Origin of the sequence: Rhodococcus jostii RHA1 (genome assembly GCF_000014565.1) — a bacterium.
Taxonomy (GTDB): domain Bacteria; phylum Actinomycetota; class Actinomycetes; order Mycobacteriales; family Mycobacteriaceae; genus Rhodococcus_F; species Rhodococcus_F jostii_A.
Genome location: NC_008268.1, coordinates 3214501 through 3234070, shown reverse-complemented (window position 1 = coordinate 3234070; position 19570 = coordinate 3214501). Strand labels below are relative to the sequence as shown.

17 protein-coding genes are annotated in these 19570 nt (G+C 66.5%); 6 read left to right on the top strand and 11 right to left on the bottom strand.

Features of this window, described 5'->3' with window-relative positions; translation table 11 throughout:
• Nucleotides 1-138: 138 nt before the first annotated feature.
• Nucleotides 139-765, top strand: a complete 627-nt coding sequence (locus tag RHA1_RS14870) for a TetR/AcrR family transcriptional regulator (protein WP_011595723.1) — start codon at nucleotides 139-141, stop codon at nucleotides 763-765.
• A gap of 99 nt (nucleotides 766-864) precedes the next feature.
• Here RHA1_RS14870 and RHA1_RS14865 read toward each other — a convergent pair whose 3' ends face one another.
• From RHA1_RS14865 to RHA1_RS14835, 7 genes are all read right to left on the bottom strand, one after another.
• A complete protein-coding gene (locus RHA1_RS14865) occupies nucleotides 865-3171 on the bottom strand; it encodes a serine/threonine-protein kinase (protein ID WP_011595722.1) in 2307 nt (768 codons plus the stop codon).
• Entirely contained in the window at nucleotides 3149-3694 is a 546-nt protein-coding gene (locus tag RHA1_RS51820; protein WP_011595721.1) for a glycosyltransferase family 87 protein, read from the bottom strand. The genes RHA1_RS14865 and RHA1_RS51820 overlap by 23 nt, the downstream gene beginning before the upstream one ends.
• Nucleotides 3695-3822: 128 nt before the next feature.
• Nucleotides 3823-4632: a sugar phosphate isomerase/epimerase family protein gene (locus RHA1_RS14855; RefSeq protein ID WP_011595720.1), complete on the bottom strand. Its 810-nt coding sequence runs from the start codon at nucleotides 4630-4632 to the stop codon at nucleotides 3823-3825.
• Nucleotides 4629-5096: a type II 3-dehydroquinate dehydratase gene (gene aroQ, locus RHA1_RS14850; protein WP_011595719.1), complete on the bottom strand. Its 468-nt coding sequence runs from the start codon at nucleotides 5094-5096 to the stop codon at nucleotides 4629-4631. Before aroQ ends, RHA1_RS14855 begins: the two co-directional genes overlap by 4 nt.
• A gap of 43 nt (nucleotides 5097-5139) precedes the next feature.
• Nucleotides 5140-6231 carry a Gfo/Idh/MocA family protein gene (locus RHA1_RS14845; protein WP_011595718.1) on the bottom strand — a complete coding sequence of 364 codons (1092 nt, stop codon included), beginning with the start codon at nucleotides 6229-6231 and terminating at the stop codon, nucleotides 5140-5142.
• Between the two features lie 43 nt (nucleotides 6232-6274).
• Nucleotides 6275-7606, bottom strand: coding sequence for an MFS transporter (locus tag RHA1_RS14840; RefSeq protein ID WP_011595717.1), 1332 nt, complete (start codon nucleotides 7604-7606; stop codon nucleotides 6275-6277).
• Nucleotides 7607-7819: 213 nt separating this feature from the next.
• On the bottom strand, nucleotides 7820-8506 hold the full coding sequence (locus RHA1_RS14835; protein WP_011595716.1) for a TetR/AcrR family transcriptional regulator: 687 nt from the start codon (nucleotides 8504-8506) through the stop codon (nucleotides 7820-7822).
• A gap of 100 nt (nucleotides 8507-8606) precedes the next feature.
• Between RHA1_RS14835 and RHA1_RS14830 the strand changes: the two genes are divergently transcribed.
• Together RHA1_RS14830 and RHA1_RS14825 are read left to right on the top strand one after the other, a co-directional pair.
• Nucleotides 8607-8939 (top strand): ArsR/SmtB family transcription factor, encoded by a 333-nt coding sequence (locus tag RHA1_RS14830; protein WP_009475820.1) that lies wholly within the window; start codon nucleotides 8607-8609, stop codon nucleotides 8937-8939.
• The gene (locus RHA1_RS14825; RefSeq protein ID WP_011595714.1) at nucleotides 8936-9424 is read left to right on the top strand and encodes an SRPBCC family protein; all 489 of its coding nucleotides are present in this window, start codon (nucleotides 8936-8938) and stop codon (nucleotides 9422-9424) included. Before RHA1_RS14830 ends, RHA1_RS14825 begins: the two co-directional genes overlap by 4 nt.
• On the opposite strand, the gene RHA1_RS14820 is transcribed toward RHA1_RS14825, so the two are convergent.
• The 4 genes from RHA1_RS14820 to RHA1_RS14805 form a co-directional block, all read right to left on the bottom strand.
• Nucleotides 9425-10594, bottom strand: a complete 1170-nt coding sequence (locus RHA1_RS14820) for an NADH:flavin oxidoreductase (RefSeq protein WP_011595713.1) — start codon at nucleotides 10592-10594, stop codon at nucleotides 9425-9427.
• Between the two features lie 131 nt (nucleotides 10595-10725).
• The gene (locus RHA1_RS14815) at nucleotides 10726-12144 is read right to left on the bottom strand and encodes an amino acid permease (protein WP_011595712.1); all 1419 of its coding nucleotides are present in this window, start codon (nucleotides 12142-12144) and stop codon (nucleotides 10726-10728) included.
• Nucleotides 12145-12160: 16 nt separating this feature from the next.
• Nucleotides 12161-13387, bottom strand: a complete 1227-nt coding sequence (locus RHA1_RS14810; protein WP_050787307.1) for a Glu/Leu/Phe/Val dehydrogenase dimerization domain-containing protein — start codon at nucleotides 13385-13387, stop codon at nucleotides 12161-12163.
• A gap of 207 nt (nucleotides 13388-13594) precedes the next feature.
• Complete coding sequence (locus RHA1_RS14805; protein WP_011595710.1) at nucleotides 13595-14122, bottom strand: Lrp/AsnC family transcriptional regulator; 528 nt, start codon at nucleotides 14120-14122, stop codon at nucleotides 13595-13597.
• 180 nt (nucleotides 14123-14302) lie between these two features.
• Here RHA1_RS14805 and hppD point away from each other — a divergent pair, with 180 nt between their 5' ends.
• The 3 genes from hppD to RHA1_RS14790 all read left to right on the top strand — a co-directional run bounded on the left by hppD (nucleotide 14303) and on the right by RHA1_RS14790 (nucleotide 19550).
• Nucleotides 14303-15508 (top strand): 4-hydroxyphenylpyruvate dioxygenase, encoded by a 1206-nt coding sequence (gene hppD / locus RHA1_RS14800; RefSeq protein WP_011595709.1) that lies wholly within the window; start codon nucleotides 14303-14305, stop codon nucleotides 15506-15508.
• A 101-nt stretch (nucleotides 15509-15609) separates the two neighbouring features.
• The gene (locus RHA1_RS14795) at nucleotides 15610-17160 is read left to right on the top strand and encodes an FAD-dependent oxidoreductase (RefSeq protein ID WP_050787306.1); all 1551 of its coding nucleotides are present in this window, start codon (nucleotides 15610-15612) and stop codon (nucleotides 17158-17160) included.
• Nucleotides 17161-17174: 14 nt separating this feature from the next.
• Nucleotides 17175-19550 carry an FdhF/YdeP family oxidoreductase gene (locus RHA1_RS14790; RefSeq protein ID WP_011595707.1) on the top strand — a complete coding sequence of 792 codons (2376 nt, stop codon included), beginning with the start codon at nucleotides 17175-17177 and terminating at the stop codon, nucleotides 19548-19550.
• Nucleotides 19551-19570 lie beyond the last annotated feature (20 nt).

Below are 19570 nucleotides of genomic sequence, written 5' to 3'. Positions count from 1 at the left end.
GCGGTGCACTCGATTCGGTAGTCGAAGGGGGCGTCTTTGTGCCTCGGCCCCCGCTCGAGGGGCTGTGAGTTACAGTTCACCCCACCGAATCGGACGGGTACAAGTCGCATTGTGCGGCAGATCGGGAGGATTCAGCGAATGGGCACTGGCCAGCGGAAAGACCCCTCCCAGCAGCGGTCGCAGGAGACGGTCGCGCGCATCTTGTCGGCAACTGGTCAGGTTTTGCGGGCCAAGGGGTATACCGGCTGCAGCACGAACGCCATCGCCGAGGCCGCCGGGATCTCGAAGGGGTCGGTGTACCAGTACTTCGCGAACAAGGACGAGATCATCGAGGTCCTGATCGACAAGATCATGGAGGAAACCACCGCCACGTTCGGGACGCAGCTCGAGCAGGCCGTCGCGAAGGGCACGTTCCTGAAGGACGCGGCGCTGCAGTCCCAGCTCCTCGCCGTCCTGGACAGGTATTGCGACATCCTCGGTTCGCTGCTCAACGACGCGCCGCACCTGGCTCTCACCGCGCACCGTTCGGTCCGCATCGAGGAACGGTGCCGCGACCTGTTGCGTACGTATGTGACGTTGAATCCGTCGGCGATCGGTCCGGGTGTCGATCTCGAAGCGCTGCTCCTGGTGCTCACCGTCAGCTACCGCGAGGTGAGCCTCGAATACCTCCGCCGCGACCTCCGCGACCGGCGAAACGAGCTGGCCACCGTCCTCTACGACATGACGATGGGCGGTCTCGCCGGGCGCGTGACACGCGGGGTGTAACGCGGAGGGGGCTTCGAGAGAAATACCCAGTGAGCCCATGGCGCTGTCGGACCCCGACCCGGCAGCGTCAGGGGCCTTCTTTATCTGCGCCGGCCGCTCCTACCGCCGCCTGGTCGGCGACCCCGGCACCTCCAGCCACACGACCCTCTCGAGCGCACGCAGATCGCTCTCGATCCGCCGGAACAACTGGTACACGGCGATGAAGGCGAAGATGCCGCCCAGACACAGCGCGCGCACCGTCGCGTTCACGGCGTCGCCGGTGCTTCCGCCGACGAAGCTGAGCCCGGCGACCCCGATCAACGGGACGGCCGCGGCGACGGCGAGGTACCGCGGCATACTCCGGCCGAGGGCCCGGATGTTGCGTCCGTCGTTTCCGCGCAACTCGCCGTGCGACAGCAGGATCGGGCAGAGGCACCGCACTGCGTAGAACGTGAGGATGAAGAACGGGTAGGCGAGCGCGACCGCCCCGCACACGGCCAGGGACGCGAGGAGTTGCGTGTATGCGCGCAACGGAATCCCGCCTGCGGTGATCTCCAGGGCGACCGGGTAGGCGACGCCGGCGACGACCCACAGCCCGAAGCTGACCACGACCGCGCGATGGCCGAGCCCGAGCGTAGTGGCGCGCGCCTTCTCCAGCACCTCGGAACTGTAGGTTCTGCCGTTGCGGAGACCGCGCGGCACCGTGAGCGCGAGTCGACACCAGTAGACGATGAGCACTGCGCCCAGCGGGAACGCGATCCCGCCGATCACCAGATGCACGAATTCGAGATCCTCCTGCGCCTCGACGGGCAGCGTCGCGATGATCAGCACCTTGTTGTAGTAGTAGTTGTATCCGGCTGCCAGCAGGTTCGGGATGCCGACGGCGGCGATCACGATGGGAAGCGCCCACCGCCACATCGTGGACCGCACGCTTCCCGGCGCGGGGTCGACGAGATCGCGGGCGTGCGGGTCGAGGCACAGCGCGAACTGCCGTGTCAGCTTCCGGCCACTCGACCACCGATTGTCCCGGTCGGGTGCGAGCGACTTCACCAGGATGCGCCGCAGCGCGGCGGGACAGTCTTCGGGGAGCGCGGATCGTTCCGGGTCCACTCCTCGGCGTCGCGACTCGAGAAGGACGCGAGGCGACGGCGGTGACGTGGTCCCGTCGTCGTCCGGGAACGGCCGCGCCCCGGTCAGCAGTTCCCACAGCATCACGCCCAACGCGAAGATGTCGCTGCGGGTGTCGAGGTCGGCGGCGGTCCGGTGGATGCTCGGGTCGATCACCTCGAGTTGTTCGGGTGACATGTAGGCGACGGAGCCGCCGATGAATCCTCCGGCGCCGCGATTCTCGACGCTGTCGCTCGAACTGACGTTGAAGTCGGCCAGCTTGGGGATGCCTTCTAGCCCCAGCAACACGTTCGCCGGTTTGATGTCTCGGTGCAGGACGCCGTGCTCCTCGGCGTAGTCGAGCGCGTCGGCGAGCCGCAGCCCGATCCACGCGACCGTCTCCGGCCACGACAGCGCGGCGATCTCGTCCCGCACGCTCGAGTACTCGGGCCGGATCTCGCCTCTCTCCGCGAGGACGCGGTCCACCGAATCGAGCAGCAGCTGTCCGGATCGCTGCTCCGGCGGGGTCTTGCGGACCAGCCGCACCACGTCGAGGAGCGTGCCGCCGGGCACGTATTCCATGAACAGCACCCGCAGCCGGCGGTCCTCCAGCACCCGCTGGTCGTAGACGCGGACGATGTACGGGTGGTCGAGCTGCGCGAGTGTCTGCGGTTCGTTGCCGATGTTCCGGGAGATCTTCAGCGCCACCCAACGCTGCATCGAACGCTGCCGGGCGAGGAACACCCGCGCGAACGCGCCGTGACCCAGTTCCATCATCAGGTCGAAGTCGTCGAGGCGTTCACCGACGTCGAGGTCGTCGCCCGGGCCGAGTTCCGCAGTGATGGTGCGCCGGTCCATGCGGCGGTCGTGTTCGAGGAGGGTCTCGAACCGGGCCGCCTGCTGCGGGTATTCGGTGACGTACTCGGCGGGATCGACGTCGGCGCCGCTTTGACGGCGGACCCGGTACTCCAGGTAGACGAGTTCCGGTGGCAGAGGTTCGGCGAGCAGCTCCGGGAATTCGAGGCAGTAGTCGGCGATGCGCTTCGGGTGGCCCGACCGCAGCCACCGGTATTCGAGGTCCACCTTGATCAGCTCGATCAACGCGGCCCGCCTGATCGCGGTCGTGTCGGGGAGATACTCGGTGAGCTCGGCCGGCGAACCGGACGACTCCCAATCCGCGACGAGGCGCTCGACACCGCTCTCCACGACGAACACCGATTCGGCGCCCGACGTCGTCGACGGCGGCAGCTGGGTGTCCTGACCCAGTTCGGTGGGCGGCCCAGACGCGACCGTCGAATCACTCGGCGGGCGATCGTTCATGGCGGTCCGATTCCGGGCGGTGCGGATTCCGGGAGGTGCATGGGGGCGTGTACTTGCCAGGGTATTCCTGACGGTGCGTGAAGGGTACGGAACAGCAGGCCGTCACGCGCTCCGCAACGACACTTCCGACGGTTCCGGTGCCGGCGGGTCCGTCACGACCGATGTCAGGGCCGGCCGACTCTGGGCGGGCCGGGTGCCGCAGCGCGAGGAGCACGACGACGAAGAAGGCGGGGGTCGGTTTGATCGCGGCGCCCAGCCCGATCCCCACCCCGCGCAGGATGCTGCGCTCCGGCCGGGAGAAATCCCACAGCACCCACAGCATCAGTACCAGGTTGATCTGGCCGTGGAACAGCGTCGTCCGCACCGGTTCGACGAATGTGCACGTCACCGTCGTCAGCGCCGTGACCAGCAACAGGTACGGGGTGGTCCGGTACCCGAGGATGCGCCGGCAAACCGAGCGCGACGGGACCGCTGTAGAGCGGCAGGCAGTGCAGAACGCGCCAGCCGCCGTCCCGATAGACATGTAGGTCGGCACCGCCGGCGAAGAGCCCGATCTTCGGCGTCCACCGCTGCGACAGGCGGGTGTCCGGATTCGTTACCGATCCGTACCGGCACCGAGATGCCGTGGAATGGCGCCCGTCCCGCCGGGGATCACATGGCATGAACCGTGTCACGAAGGGCTCGGTAGGCGTGGTCGGCTCGGACGTCGACTGCCCACCCGGTGTGAGCGAGGACCGGGGCCTCCACGGAATAAACGGCGCCGGCTGGAAATGCGTCGATCAATTCGTGCAACGGGAGCTCACCCGCGCCGGGGAGGAGTCGGTCGGTGCGCGCCTCGGTGATCAGACCCGCGTGATCGGGTGGTGCCTTCTTCGGGGCGTCACACAGCTGAACGTACGAGAGCCAGTGGTCGGGAAGTGCCCGGACCTCTTCGGCAGAGCTGCCGGTGCGGGCCAGGTGCAGTGCGTCCACCACCAGCACCGCAACGGGACTGGTGGCGTGTCTCAGCACGGCGGCAGCGTCACCGATGGTTCGGATCCGGCTGAATGCCATGAACTCCAGCGCAAGAGACACACCTCGTTGCTCGGCTTCACGGCACAGGAGCGCGAATGTATCAGCCTGTCGGGTGGGCTCCGGGTCGTTGCCGTTCACCAGTACATAGCTCGCACGCAGTGCGGACGCCACGTCGAGGAGGCGCAGCGCAGTCTCCACATCGTCCGCGCCGGTGATGCGCAGTACTTCGACGTCCAGGATCTCGATGCCCAGGTCGTCGGCACGGCGCCGTGTCTCCCGCACCATCGGGCCGTCGTCGAGCATCGGCCATTGGGTGTCAGTGGCTGCCGCTTTCGCTCGGATTCCTACGAAGTCGAAGCCGGCGCTCGCAGCCGCGGTCACCAGATCCGGTGGTGAGGCGTCGACGGCTGTGAGTGGTGAGAGCGACAACAGTGGTCCGTCGGTCATGGTCGGGTCGCGCTCCCTTCTGCCGGGTTCAGCACGGCAGCGAGGTGTTCGATCGCGAACTTGTATCCGGTGATCCCGGCCCCGGCGATCACGGTGTTCGCGATCGGCGAGATGAGGGAGCGGTGGCGGAACTCTTCGCGCGCATGGATATTGCTGATGTGAACTTCCACGATCGGGATCTCCGGAACGACCAGAGCGTCGCGAAGGGCCACGGACGTGTGGGTCCACGCGCCGGGGTTGATCACGATGGCGTGTGCGGATCCTCGTGCCCGGTGGATGCGGTCGATCACCTCGCCTTCGTGATTCGATTGGAAGAAAGCCAGTTCGATATTCAGGGGTTCGGCGGTCCGCTCGCACAGTGTGCGGACGTCGTCGAGGGTGTGATGACCGTAGTGTTCGGGCTGTCTCGCCCCGAGCATGTTGAGGTTCGGTCCGTTGACGACCATGAAGGTCGGTGAATTCATCGTGTGGTCCTCACCTGACTGTGTGAAAAATGTTGCGATGCAATTACTGCAGGCCGGCGAGCGCGCCCGAGGTGAGTGCGATGGGTTGCCCGGTGCGGGAGGACTCGTAGATGGCGAGGACGATCTCGAGAGCGCGGCGAGCATCGCGTCCGGAAACCGCGGGAGCACGGTCCTCGACGACGGCATGGACGAAGTCCTCGATCTGCATCTGATGGAACGGGGCGAGACCGACATGAATCTGCGAGAGCGGAGGGTCCGATTCGATGTCCGTCGAGTGCATCTGCTGGTACGCCTCCTCGCCCTCGACGGTCCAAATGTCGTTGACTGCGGGCATCCCCTCGGGAAATTCCGTCAGGCTCACGGTGTGCCCGTTGCGTCCACCGACCACGATTTGAGTACCGAGGCCGGGTGTGAAAGTTGTGCCGGCCGTGATAGTGGCGAGTCCGCCGGACGAGAATTTCACGGTGGCCGCGACCGTGTCCTCGACCTCGATGTAGTCACCGTGCACCAGGGTGTCCACGTGACCACTCACCTCGACGGCGTCGCCCATGAACCACTGCAGCATGTCGATGTAATGGATGGCCTGAGTCATCAGCACACCTCCGCCGTCGGTGTCCCAGCGGCCGCGCCACGGATCGGACGTGTAGTAGTCGCGGTCGCGGCCGAGTCGTACGGTGCAGGTCGCGACAATGGGTGCGCCGCCGAGCGCGCCGGCATCGATCGCAGCGCGGATGCGCTGAGCGGCAGGCCAGAACCGGCGCTGGAACAGTACGCCGAACTTCACTCCCGCGGCGGCCGTCGCCTCGACCATGCGGTCGGCTTCGTCGAGCGTGATCGCGATCGGCTTCTCGCACAGAACGTGCAGTCCGTGTTCGGCGGCCGCGAGGACGATCGCTTCGTGGGTCGGGTGCGGTGTGCAGATGGTGACGGCGTCCAGACCGCTGCCGAGCAGTGCGTCGAGGTCGTCGTAGGCGTGGGCGATTCCGTGTGTGGCGGCAAAGGAGTCGGCTCTGGCCTGGTCGGTGTCGCTGCAGGCGACCAGTTCGACCTCGGGCATGGCGTGCAGAGCCTTTGCGTGATTGATGGCGATCTTGCCGCAACCGACGATTCCGACTTTCAGGCGTGCGGGGGACATGTTGTTCCTTCTCTCGAGAACGTCGAATGGTGGGGGTGAGGGGTCAGGCGATGGGTTTGCCGAGCTGACCGAGCGGTGTCTTGTACGTCTCGCGTGCGGTGGAGGCCGCCACTGCCGAGATCAGGCACGCGACGGCCACCAGGATGGCGACGGGAATCCAGTTCGTGCGGCTGTCGCCGACGATCGTCCACGCGATGGTGGGCGCGAAACCGGCGAAGGCGAAACCGATCTGGGTGCCGAGTGCCATTCCGGAGAACCGCACCTTCGTGTTGAACATCTCGGCATAGAACGACGGGAAGATGGCGTTCGGTGCGCTGTAGCAGATTCCGGTGAAGATGATCGCGCCGACGTAGATGAGGACCACGTTCGCGGTGGCGATCGCCCAGAAGTAGAAGAAGATCGACAAAGCAAGACCGACGACGCCGCTGATGAACACCGGCTTGCGGCCGATACGGTCGGCGAGGACGGCCAACGACGGTTGCATGAACAACGCGACGACGTTGGCGACGACGGCCGCCCAGAGCATGGTCGGACGACTGATGCCGACCTCGGCACTGGTCGCGAACGCGAGTCCGAAGACCGAGAAGATGGTGCCGCCGACCGACTGGAACGCGCACAGAATCACTCGCAGCACATCGGTCGCATGAGTGCGCAGAAGTGTCGCGACAGGAAAGCGTTCGAGTTCGCCGTTTTCGCGATTCTCGGTGAAAACCTCCGGCTCCTCCAGCTTGCGTCGCGCGATGTATGCGGCGAAGACGACGATGGCGCTGGCGAGGAAGGGGATCCGCCATCCCCAGCTGAGAAGCTGGTCTTCCGGCAGGGTGGCTACGGAGAGGAACACCAGCGTGGCAAGGATGAAGCCGGCCTGCGTGCCGGTGAGGGTCCAACTGGTGAAGAAGGCTCGCCGGTGTTCCGGGGAGTGCTCGAGCGTGAGTGAATTGGCTCCGGACTGCTCACCGGCTGCCGAGATTCCCTGACACACCCTGAGGCAGACGAGGAGGATCGGCGCCCAGATTCCGATGTGCTTGTACTCGGGCAGGCATCCGATGAGAAACGTTGCCGTGCCCATCAATCCGAGCGTGAACAGCATGATCTTCTTACGTCCGACGCGGTCTCCGAGATGTCCCAGCAGGACCGCTCCGATGGGCCGGGCGATGTACGCGACTCCGAAGGTCGCCAGCGACAGCAGAGTTCCGGTGGCGGCGCTGGACGAGGGGAAGAAGACCTTGCCGAAGACCAGGGCGGCCGCGGAGGCGTAGATGTAGAACTCGTAGTACTCGAGCATGCTGCCGAGAAAGGCGGCAGTGGCTGCTCGTTTGACTTTGTGCAGGTCTGTCCGAGGACCGGTGCCCGTGGCATCGATGGTCGTCGTCATTCGGTCTCTCCTCTGTGCGTGCATGGCACCGCCCGACTGGCGTTCGTATGGCGAACGGAAGTTCGTCCTGCGCAGATCCTGAATCTAGCGCACGGAATGTGACAGGCGCAATAGCTTTGTACCTCACGGACCAAAAAGTGTCCAGTGGGTACAAAGCACGCGACAAACCGCTCCTATCAGGAGCGGAAGGCGCGTGGAGGGGCTTGTGTGCCGTCAGATGCAGACGTACCGGACTGCGACGTCACCGATGACGGTGCGCAAGTGCGATCGGAGCTCGTCCGCGGCGAGATCGCGCTGGAACAGCGCATCGAAGGTGTACTGGTTGGAGATGCGGAACAGGGACACGCTGTTGATGAGCATGTGGACGTCGATGGCCTCGACGTCCTGGCGGAAAACGCCGGCCGCCTGACCGCGGCGCAATACGTCCTCGAGCACGGCCAGTACGGGCATCCCGAGTCCGGCTACCTCGTCGGACTGCCGAATGTACTTGCCTTTCATCATGTTTTCTCCGCTGACGAGGCGGACGTAGGCACGATGGGTGTCGTGGTGGTCGAACGTCAACTGCGCGATCAATCTCAGTGCATCGACCGGTTCGGCGTGTTCGAGGTCTACCTTGTGTTCGAGTTCGCGAATGAGTTTGTAGTTGCGCTCGAGAACGGCGGTGTACAGGCCTTCCTTGCCGCCGAAGTAGTAATAGATCATGCGTTTGGTGGTCTGCGTCTTCTCGGCGATCTCGTTGACGCTGGCGCCGGACAGGCCCTTCTCGGCGAACTCTGCGGTCGCGACTTCCAGGATGTCGGCCTGGACAAGTGCCGGATTGCGGCGCGTTCTCGCGGGCGAGACGCGGCTGTGCGGGCGATCGCGGATCGCCTCTTCGTGTTCGTCGGGCGACGCTGTCATCGGTGGACCACGGCCCAAGCTTATCCGAGTGCGTTCGCGCCTCGTGGATCCCCGGGGCCGGGCCTTGACGGAGTCCAGGGTCGGTGCAACACTGAACTCGATGGTTCAGTATTCGGCTCTCGATGCCACGTTCGCCGCATTGGCGGACCCCACGCGACGTGGGATCCTCCGTCGGCTCGGCGAGGGCGCCTGCTCGATCAGTGACCTGGCCGAACTCTTCGAGATGACCCTCACCGGCGTCAAGAAACACGTGCGACTGCTCGAAGAGGCGGGGATGGTCGTGACCGAGAAGCGTGGCCGGGTGCGGTACTGCATGCTGGGGACCAATTCCCTCGAGCGGGAGGTGGCCTGGATCCGCGACTACCAGCTGTCGCTCGACGGGCGCCTGGACCGTCTGGACGAATTCCTCAATCGAACGGAAGGCACGTCATGAGCACCTCGCAGACTCCCACAACCGCGACCGTCTCGACGCCGACGGACCGGGAGATTCACGTCGAACGCATGTTCAACGCTCCCCGCGACCGCGTGTGGGCCGCATTCACGAGACCGGAACTCCTCGCCCAGTGGTGGGGCCGCGGAAACGAACTCGACGTCGAACGATGGGAATTCGAGCGCGGCGGGCACTGGCGCTTCGTCGAACATTCGGACGGCGAAACCCACGGCTTCGAGGGCAGATTCCGGGAGATCACCCCGGAAGAGCGCCTGGTGTACACGTTCGAGTGGGACGGCATGCCCGGCCACGTCATCGTCGAGAACAACACCTACACCGACCTCGGGGACGGGCGCACCAAGCTGTCCGTCGTCAGCCAGTTCCACACCCCCGAGGAGCGCGACGGCATGCTGCAGTCCGGCATGGAAGGCGGCATGAACGAGAGCTACGCGGCGCTGGATGCGGTTCTGGCGCAGACGAGCTGGTGATCACTCGACGAGCACGCAGCGCGCTCCGCTGAAGATGGTGGGCATGCATTTGTTGCAGTGGATGCACAACGACTGGGTGTGGGGCTCGGACCGGATGCGGTTCACCAGGTCCGGTTCGCGCAGCAGCGCCCGGGCCATGGCGACGAATTCGAAGCCCTCGGCCATGGCGGTGTCCATGCCTGCACGGTCGGTGACTCCGCCGAGCAGGACGAGCGGCAGCGTCACCGCCGCGCGGATCTGGCGTGCGTGCTCGAGCATGAACAGGTCGCGGTAGGGGTAGGCGTGGATCATGGACTTCCCGGCCAACTGGACGCCGAGCCGGACCGGCTGCGGCATGGCGGCCGCGAACTCCCGCACCGGCGCGTCGCCCTTGAACAGGTACATCGGGTTGAGAAGTGAACTGCCCATGGTGAGTTCGAGGGCGTCGACACTGCCGTCCTGCTCCAGCAGTCCGGCCACCTGGATGGCCTCGTCGAGCCAGAACCCACCGGGGACGCCGTCGTCCATGTTCAGCTTGGCGAGGATCGCGACCCGGCCGCCGACGGCGTCGCGCACGGTCCGGGCGACGTCCCGCACCACCCGGGCCCGGTTCTCGAGTGATCCGCCGTAGATATCGGCGCGACGGTTCAGCTTCGGGCTGAGAAACGAACTGGCGAAGTAGTTGTGGCCGAAGTGGATCTCGACGGCGTCGAATCCGGACTCGACGGCGATCCGTGCCGCGGTTCCGTGGGCGGCGGTGATCCGGGTGATGTCGGCGGTGGTGGCCCTGCGGATCATCCGCATGCTGAGCGGGTTGAACGACCGCGACGGTGCGAGCGCGGCCAGTCCGGTGGACTTCTCGTTCGCGACGGGTCCGGCGTGCCCGAGTTGGGCGGATGCGGCCGCGCCCTCCGCGTGGATGGCGTCGGTGAGCCTGCGCAGTCCGGGGACGGCGTCCGGCCGCATCCACAACTGCCCGCGCTCGGTGCGACCCTCCGGCGCCACGGCGCAATAGGCCACCGTCGACATCCCGACCCCACCCGCCGCGGGCCGGCGGTGGAACTCGATCAGTTCGTCGGTGACCAGCGCGTCGGGAGTGCGGCCCTCGAACGTGGCCGACTTGATGACGCGATTGCGTAACGTGATGGGGCCCAGCGTGGCTGTAGCGAAAACGTCTGGATGTGTGGTCATTCCCGGCCCTTCGTCTGTGCAGCCGACGGTAGGCCGCGGGGACGTGCGGCGACCGGAAGGTGTCCGCTCAGCGGGAGACCGCCGCGGTCTCACGGATGACCCCTCGACATCCGTGAGACCGCGGTGTCGTCTCAGCCGACGGTCTCGGGCGTCTTCTCCGGCGTGGAGTCGGCGGCCGCACCGCGTTGCCTGCGTCCGAGCACCCAGCAGGCCACTGTGATCGCACACGTGAAGGTGAGCGTCGCGAACAACTGGTTGCCTGCCGCGTCGTCGAACAACGCCAGCACCGCGACCGCGGCCAGCAGCGCGAGGGCGACATACGACAGATACGGGAAGCCCCACATCTTCAGCGGCAGATCCGTTCGGCCCGACCTCTCGGCGCGCCGCCGCAACACGATCTGCGAGACGGTGACGAACGTCCACAACACCAGGATCGTCGAGCCGACCGCGTTGAGCAGCAGCGGCAGAACACGATCCGGGGCGAGGTAGTTGAGGACGACGGTGACGAACCCGAACGTCACCGACGCCAGCACCGCCACGCGGGGAACGCCGTTGCCCGACACCCGGCCGAACACCTTGGCCGCCGCCCCGCGCTCGGACAGCGAGTAGATCATCCGGGAACCACTGAACAGCATGGCGTTCAGCGACGACAGCAGTGCGATGACCACGACGACGGTCATGACGGCACCGGCACCGGGCACGTGCGCGGCGTTCAGGACCGCGACGAACGGTCCCGTCGCGAGTTCGTCGGCGGTCCACGGCAGCACGGTCACCATGATGAGGACGGAACCGACGTAGAACACCAGGATCCGCCACACGATGGACCGCACCGCCCGGCTCACGTTGCGTCGCGGTTCCGATGTCTCGGCGGCCGCGATGGCCATCACCTCGGTGCCGCCGAACGCGAAGACCACGATCAGCAGGCCGGCCGCGATGCCGGTGACACCGTTGGGGGCGAACCCGCCGTGGCCGGTGAGGTTCGACAGGCCCGGTGCGTCGAAGCTGGGAATCCAGCCGAGGATCATCGCGGAACCGACCGCCAGGAACGCGACGATCGCGACGATCTTCAGCGCGGCGAACCAGAATTCGAACTCACCGAAGCGGGAGACGCCCGCCAGGTTCACGGCGGTCAGCACGCTCATGTACGCCAGGGCCGCCGCCCACTGTGGCACCGCGGGTATGGACGCGGCGGTGATCGCCGCCGCCGCGGTCGCTTCCGCGGCCACCACGATGACGACCTGCACCCAGTACAGCCAGCCGATCGTCCGGCCGGCGACCGGGCCCATCGCGTTCTCGGCGTGGACGGAGAACGCGCCGCTGTCGGGGTCGGCGGCCACCATTTCGCCCATCATCCGCATCACGAGAACGACGAGGAATCCGGCGATGAGGAAGGAGACGAGCACGGCGGGCCCGGCGACGGCGATGCCCGCACCGGAGCCGACGAACAGTCCGGCGCCGATCGCGCCGCCCAGACTCATCATCACCAGCTGGCGTGGTTTCATCGCCTGCTGAAGGCCAGTGGATTTCGGTGGCTCGTGAACTGTGTTCATGGGATCTCCCGTGCCGTCAGACGAGCTGATCGAGTGCGATCTCGAATGCGGTACCGGCGATTCCGGTCGGCTGCGACGAACGCGCGAAGCACCGCTCGAGCGCCGTCGCGACGGTGGCGGAGACGTCACCGAAGATCGCCTCGTCCGACACCTCGATGTCGCCCTCCATCAGCAGCGCGAACGCCCGGGCCATGCCGCAGTTGGCGATGAAGTCGGGGACGACGGCGACGCTCTTGTCGGCGTACTCGTAGGTGGGGCCGTAGAAGATCTCGTCGTCCGCGAACGGCACGTTGGCGCCGCTCGCCACCACCTCGAGGCCACCGGCGATCAGCCGGTCCACCTGGTCGCGGGTCACGAGACGTGATGCGGCGCAGGGGAGGAAGATCTCGGCGCCGGAACTCCAGATCGTCTCGTTGATCTCCTCGAACGGCACCGTGCCTGTTGCGCGCAGTTCGTTGCCCTCCTTGGCCAGGAACAGCGCACGGATCTGCTCGAAGTCGTAGCCGTCGGTGTTCGACAGCCCACCGTTGCGGTCGAGGATGCCGACGATCCGGGCCCCGGACTGCGCCAGGTAGTACGCGGCGGCGGCGCCGACATTGCCCCAGCCCTGCATGATCACGCGCTTGCCGGCCAGTTCGCCGCCGTAGACCCGGTAGTAGTGCCGCACCGATTCGGCGACACCCCAGCCCGTGATCAGGTCGGACACCGTGTACTTCGCCTGCGGATCGGGAGTGAACCGCGCATCCTCGACGACCTTCGCGACGCCCAGCCGCAGCTGTCCGACCCGCTGGACCCGCTCACGATCGCTGGCCGCGAAGTGCCCGTTGACGACGCCTTCCTGCGGATGCCACAGGCCGTAGCTCTCGGTGATCGGCACGACCTCGGCCATCTCGTCGACGTTCAGGTCGCCGCCGGTGCCGTAGTACGCCTTGAGAAGCGGGGTCACGGCCTTGAACCAGCGGCGCAGCACCTCGTCCTTGCGCGGGTCGGTCGGGTCGAAGTCGATGCCCGACTTCGCGCCACCGATCGCCGGACCCGAGACGGTGAACTTGACCTCCATGGTCTTCGCGAGCGACTCCACCTCGCGCCGATCGAGACCGCGACGCATCCGGGTGCCGCCGCCGGCAGCGCCGCCACGCAGCGAGTTGATCACCGTCCATCCGCGTGCGGAGGTCTCCGTGTCGTGCCACTCGAAGACGATCTCGGGGGCCTTCTCTTCGAATCGGGTGAGCAGATTCTTCATGGCTTCTCTCGGTTTCTCGACTGCCGGGGCTCGGGGCGCTCCGGCCGTGTACTCGGCCGGTGCCCGCGCTGTTACGGCGATCACTGTGTCGGGCGCCACTCGTGCACCGCAACCGGCCGCGCGGCACGTAGCCACGATGAACATCACCGAGAAAGAAGTTCCAGGATTTTCTATTCAGTTTGTGTAGCAGAACCAATGATTGTGTTGCTAATCCGGTTCGGCGGGGGTCGTGCGATAGGCCGGGGCCTTCGCCGAGCGCGGCCGGTCGAGCGTCCTCAGGAGGGGCATCGACCGGTACGGGACGATCACCGACAGCACCATCACGCTGGTGGACCGGGCGACCACACTCGACTTGTTCAGATCGATCAGTGTCTGCTGCAGCCCGAGGTGGGACCCCGCAGCGATGCGGCACAGGATGTCGCCCGAGCCGGTGGTCGCGAAGGCCTCGAGTACCCCGGGAATCGACTCCAGCTCCGACGTCACGGAGTCGAGTGCGCCCTGCGCGGTCTCCAGCGTGACGAACGCCTGCACGTCGAACCCCGCGGCCGCGATGTCGAGACGCGGCTCGTACCCGGCGATCACTCCCGACTCCTCGAGTTTGCGCACCCGCGCCTGAACGGTGGCCCGCGCGACCTTGATCCGGCGCGACAGCTCCAGCACGCCGGCCTTCGGGTCGTCGTGCATGGCGTCGAGAAGGGCGAAGTCGAGCTCGTCCAACTGCACTGCGTCCTTCATGGCCAGACCTCTCCGGGCGGATTCAACTAGTCCGACTGTATAAGAAAATTGGTTCCAGGGCCCCCGAAGGTGGCACTGCGGCTACCTTCTGCTGGCTCGGTTGCCTATGTGGGCGGGGTGGGTTTTCGTAGTGACCCAGGCAACAGGCCACACCCCGTCCCTCGAACCAGGAAGACAGCGATGACGATCGAGCAGACTCTCACCGACAAGGAACGCCTGGCAGGTCTCGACCTCGGCCAGCTCGAGCAGTTGGTCGGGCTCGTCGAGTACGACGGCACCCGCGACCCGTTCCCGGTCAGCGGCTGGGATGCCGTCGTCTGGGTGGTCGGCAACGCCACCCAGACCGCCCACTACTTCCAGTCCGCGTTCGGGATGACCCTCGTCGCCTACTCCGGACCCACCACCGGCAACCGCGACCACCACAGCTTCGTCCTCGAATCCGGGGCCGTCCGCTTCGTCATCAAAGGCGCCGTGAACCCGGACAGCCCCCTGATCGACCACCACCGCACCCACGGCGACGGCGTCGTCGACATCGCCCTCGCCGTCCCCGACGTCGACAAGTGCATCGCCCACGCCCGCGCCCAGGGCGCCACCGTCCTCGACGAACCCCACGACGTGACCGACGACCACGGCACCGTCCGCCTCGCCGCGATCGCCACCTACGGCGACACCCGCCACACCCTCGTCGACCGCAGCCACTACACCGGCCCCTACCTGCCCGGCTACACCGCCCGCACCTCCGGCCACACCAAACGGGACGGGGCACCCAAGCGCCTGTTCCAGGCCCTCGACCACGTCGTCGGCAACGTCGAACTCGGCAAGATGGACCACTGGGTCGACTTCTACAACCGGGTCATGGGCTTTACGAACATGGCCGAGTTCGTCGGCGAGGACATCGCCACCGACTACTCCGCGCTGATGAGCAAGGTCGTCTCCAACGGCAACCACCGGGTCAAGTTCCCCCTCAACGAACCCGCCCTCGCCAAGAAACGCTCGCAGATCGACGAATACCTCGACTTCTACCGCGGCCCCGGCGCCCAGCACCTGGCCCTGGCCACCAATGACATCCTCACCGCCGTCGACCAGCTGACCGCCGAGGGCGTCGAGTTCCTGGCCACCCCCGACTCCTACTACGAGGACCCCGAACTGCGGGCCCGGATCGGCAACGTCCGCGCCCCCATCGCCGAACTGCAGAAACGCGGCATCCTCGTCGACCGCGACGAAGACGGCTACCTGCTGCAGATCTTCACCAAACCCCTCGTCGACCGGCCCACCGTGTTCTTCGAACTCATCGAACGCCACGGCTCCCTCGGCTTCGGCATCGGCAACTTCAAAGCCCTCTTCGAGGCCATCGAACGCGAACAAGCCGCCCGCGGAAACTTCTGAGCGAGAGGATCACTCCGCGAGTCCGGTGAGCAGGGAATGTCGTCGACGATTGTGCAGCGACTTTCCCGCCGGATCGGTGCCGTCCCGAATACGATGACGCCATGAGCCCTACCGAGGCAGTGGTGGCCGGTGCCGGTCCGACCGGGCTCACGCTCGCGTTGGAACTGGCGCGACGTGGTGTGGAGGTGCGGATCCTCGACAAGTCGCCCGAGCCGTTCGCAGGTTCGCGGGGAAAGGGATTGACCGCGCGCAGCCAGGAAGTGATGGACGATCTCGGCGTCGTCGACGAGATCGTCGAGGCCGGGTTCCGGCACCTGCCCAGCCGGGTCGCGGTGCGCGGCCAGGTGGTGCGCGACGGCGACCCGTACGCGGACCTGAGGCCCACGCACGATCGGCCCTACGACGGCGGTCTGATGATCCCGCAGTGGCGGACTGAGCAGATCCTGCGAGAAAGGCTGTCGGAGTTCGGGATCGACGTGGAACGTGGTGTCGAGGTGGTCGGGTTCGAGCAGACCACCGACAAGGTGACCGTCCGACTCGCCGGCGGCGGGACCGTCATTGCGCGCTACCTCGTCGGCTGCGACGGCGGGCGCAGCACGGTGCGCAAGGCGCTCGGGGTGTCGTTCGAGGGGACGGGCGGCATCGAGGGCATGCTCCTCGGCGACGTGTCCGTCGACGGCCTGGTCCCCGATCGCTGGTATCAGTGGACGCACCCCGAGCAGGGGTTCGTCGCGTTGTGCCCGTTCCGCGGAATCAACTCCTGGCAGTTCCAGGGCGTGCCGTTCGCGGACTTCGACGAGGAGGGCAACCTGCCCGAACCGTCGCTCGAGTACTTCCAGCGCGTTCTCGACGACATCGCCTGCGGCCCGGGCGTGCGATTGTCCGAACCGACGTGGCTGTCCACCTGGCATGTGAACGTGCGGATGGTGGACTGCTTCCGTGACGGTCGGGTGTTCCTGGCCGGGGACGCGGCCCACGTTCATCCGCCTGCCGGTGGGCTCGGGATGAACACGGGAATCCAGGACGCCTACAACCTCGGGTGGAAGCTCGCTCTCGTCCTGGCCGGCTCCGCGGACCCGTCGCTCCTCGATACGTACCAGGAGGAACGGTTGCCGCTCGCGCGCTGGACGCTCGGGGTGAGCAGCGCGGGGCTGCAGAAGGTGGCCTCGAACCTCGGACGCGAGGACTCCGAGGGGTTCGCGGGCGCGGTGACCGAAGACGGTCAGCAACTCGGTCTGGGCTACCCGTGGAGTTCACTGTCTTGGGACGGGGAAGCGACGACGGGTCTGCGCGCGGGAGACCGGGCACCCGACGCGCCGTGTCTGAGCCCGGACGGCACGCCGCTGCGACTGTTCGACGTCTTCCGGGGGACGCACTTCACTGTTCTCGGGTTCGGCGGCGGCTCCCGGCACATCCTGCAGACCCTGGCCGAGGACGCGCCCGACGACGTGAAGTACATGGTGGTGGGCGATTCCCGCGGTCCCGGCGTGGACGTCGTCGACGACCGCGGTTTGGCGCGCAGCGCATACGGGGCACACGGTGGCACGCTGGTGGTGGTGCGCCCCGACGGTTACGTTGCGCTCACCGCCGCGGCCACCGCGGCCGATGACGTCATCGACTATCTCGGTCGGCTGGTGGGGAGGTCGTCCTGACGAAAGGCTGAACGATGCGACACAAGGACGAGGAACGGGACTACGACGAGGCCGATCTCGAGGTCGGGCCCCCGAAGGACCACGCGGCCGGCCCGACTGCCGTCGCGGTGTCGATGAAGCGCGCGCTCGAGCACATGGGCGTGGTCCGTACGGCCGAGACGTTGCTGCAACTGAACCAGGCCGAGGGGTTCGATTGCATGAGCTGCGCGTGGCCCGATCCGGAGCCGGGCCACCGCCACGCCGCGGAGTTCTGTGAGAACGGAGCCAAGGCGGTGGCGGAAGAAGCCACCCGCGACCGTGCGACACCCGAATTCTTCGCCCGCCACAGTATCGCCGAACTCGACTGCCACAGCGAGCACTGGCTGGGGCAGCAGGGCCGGATCACGCATCCGATGGTGAAGCGGCCCGGCGGAACGCATTACGAACCCATCGAATGGGACGAGGCATTCGCCCTGATCGGGAATCAGCTCAACGCCCTGGACAGTCCGGACGAGGCGATCTTCTACACGTCCGGCCGGGCGTCCAACGAGGCGGCGTTCGCGTACCAGCTGTTCGTCCGCGCGTTCGGCACGAACAATCTGCCCGACTGTTCCAACATGTGTCACGAATCGACCAGCATCGCGCTGCAGGAGTCGATCGGCATCGGCAAGGCCAGCGTCACGATGGACGACGTCTATCAGGCGAAACTCATTGTGCTGCAGGGGCAGAACCCGGGGACCAACCATCCGCGGATGTTGTCGGCGCTGGAGAAGGCGAAGCAGAACGGCGCGAAGATCCTGTCGATCAACCCGCTCCGTGAGGCGGGTCTGGTCAACTTCAAGAATCCGCAGACGCCCCGCGGCATGGTGGGCCCAGGCACCGACCTGTCCGACATGCACCTGCCCATCGCACTGAACGGCGACCTGGCCCTGCTCCAGGCGTTCGGCTCACTGCTCGTCGAATGGGATGCCCTCGATCAGGAGTTCATCGACCAGCACACGATCGGATTCGAGCTGTGGAAACAGCACGTCACCGACATCGACTGGGACGTCGTCACCCGCACGACCGGGCTGTCGCGGGAGCAGATCACCGACGCGGCCCGGCTCCTGCGGGATTCCGACGCCACTGTGTTCTGCTGGGCGATGGGACTCACCCAGCACCACAACTCGGTGGCGATCATCAAGGAAGTCACCAATATCGCTCTCGCCCAGGGAAACATCGGCAAACCCGGTGCCGGGCTACTGCCGGTGCGCGGGCACTCGAACGTGCAGGGCGACCGCACGATGGGGATCTGGGAGCGTCCGCCGCGACACTTCCTGGACGCGCTCGCCAAGGAGTTCGACTTCGATCCGCCCCGCGAGAACGGGTACGACACCGTCGATTCCATCCGGGCAATGCGTGACGGCAAGGCACACTTCTTCCTCGGGCTGGGCGGCAACTTCGTCCAGGCCGCCCCGGACACCGACGTCACCGCCGCCGCACTGCGCAAGACCCGGATGACGGTCCACATCTCGACGAAGATCAACCGCTCGCATCTCGTGTGCGGTGACACCGCCCTGATCCTGCCGACGAAAGGCCGCACCGAGCAGGACGTCCAGGCCGGCGGACCGCAATTCATCTCGGTCGAGGACTCGACGTGTTCGGTCCACGCATCCCGGGGTCCGCTGAAACCGGCTAGTCCGCACCTCGATTCGGAGGTGGGGATCGTCACCCGCATCGCGGAGGCCACGATCGGCGACCGCTACGGTCTCGAGTGGAAGAAGATGCGGGACGACTACGCGAACATCCGCCTGCACATCTCGCGGGTGGTGCCCGGCTGTGAGGGGTACGAGGTGAACGTCCGCCGGCCGGGCGGATTCGTCCTGCCGCACCCGCCGCGCGATTCCCGGACGTTCCCCACCCACTCGGGGCGCGCCGAATTCGCGGTGTCCCCGATCGAGGTGCTGCAGGTGCCCCCGCGGCACGTGATCCTGCAGACGATCCGCAGCCACGACCAGTTCAACACCACGATCTACGGGCTCAGCGACCGCTACCGCGGAATCGAGGGCGGCCGTCGCGTGATCTTCCTGCACCGCGACGACATCGCCGCCCTCGGATTCGACGACGGCGACATGGTCGACCTCTTCACCCACTGGGCAGACGACGACCGGGTCCGCTGCGCCCACGACTTCCGGATCGTCGAATACGACACGCCCCGGGGTTCGGCCGCCGCCTACTACCCGGAGACCAACCCGCTCGTCCCACTCGATTCCACGGCGGTCGGCAGCAACTGTCCCACGTCGAAGTCCGTCATCGTCTCCGTCGAACACGCCGGCAAATACAGCGCCGAATACCCACCGGAGGCGAGCCAGGACCAGGTCGGATCGGACCGATTCCACAAGGCGACCCCCCAGCCGAAGCACCTCTCCTGACGTGAGTGCCATCGAACTGG

Coding starts and splice junctions, on each gene's coding strand:
- RHA1_RS14870 (WP_011595723.1), top strand. CDS start 139: ATGGGCACTGGCCAGCGGAAAGACCCCTCCCAGCAGCGGTCGCAGGAG.
- RHA1_RS14865 (WP_011595722.1), bottom strand. CDS start 3,171: ATGAACGATCGCCCGCCGAGTGATTCGACGGTCGCGTCTGGGCCGCCC.
- RHA1_RS51820 (WP_011595721.1), bottom strand. CDS start 3,694: ATGTCTATCGGGACGGCGGCTGGCGCGTTCTGCACTGCCTGCCGCTCT.
- RHA1_RS14855 (WP_011595720.1), bottom strand. CDS start 4,632: ATGACCGACGGACCACTGTTGTCGCTCTCACCACTCACAGCCGTCGAC.
- aroQ (WP_011595719.1), bottom strand. CDS start 5,096: ATGAATTCACCGACCTTCATGGTCGTCAACGGACCGAACCTCAACATG.
- RHA1_RS14845 (WP_011595718.1), bottom strand. CDS start 6,231: ATGTCCCCCGCACGCCTGAAAGTCGGAATCGTCGGTTGCGGCAAGATC.
- RHA1_RS14840 (WP_011595717.1), bottom strand. CDS start 7,606: ATGACGACGACCATCGATGCCACGGGCACCGGTCCTCGGACAGACCTG.
- RHA1_RS14835 (WP_011595716.1), bottom strand. CDS start 8,506: ATGACAGCGTCGCCCGACGAACACGAAGAGGCGATCCGCGATCGCCCG.
- RHA1_RS14830 (WP_009475820.1), top strand. CDS start 8,607: ATGGTTCAGTATTCGGCTCTCGATGCCACGTTCGCCGCATTGGCGGAC.
- RHA1_RS14825 (WP_011595714.1), top strand. CDS start 8,936: ATGAGCACCTCGCAGACTCCCACAACCGCGACCGTCTCGACGCCGACG.
- RHA1_RS14820 (WP_011595713.1), bottom strand. CDS start 10,594: ATGACCACACATCCAGACGTTTTCGCTACAGCCACGCTGGGCCCCATC.
- RHA1_RS14815 (WP_011595712.1), bottom strand. CDS start 12,144: ATGAACACAGTTCACGAGCCACCGAAATCCACTGGCCTTCAGCAGGCG.
- RHA1_RS14810 (WP_050787307.1), bottom strand. CDS start 13,387: ATGAAGAATCTGCTCACCCGATTCGAAGAGAAGGCCCCCGAGATCGTC.
- RHA1_RS14805 (WP_011595710.1), bottom strand. CDS start 14,122: ATGAAGGACGCAGTGCAGTTGGACGAGCTCGACTTCGCCCTTCTCGAC.
- hppD (WP_011595709.1), top strand. CDS start 14,303: ATGACGATCGAGCAGACTCTCACCGACAAGGAACGCCTGGCAGGTCTC.
- RHA1_RS14795 (WP_050787306.1), top strand. CDS start 15,610: ATGAGCCCTACCGAGGCAGTGGTGGCCGGTGCCGGTCCGACCGGGCTC.
- RHA1_RS14790 (WP_011595707.1), top strand. CDS start 17,175: ATGCGACACAAGGACGAGGAACGGGACTACGACGAGGCCGATCTCGAG.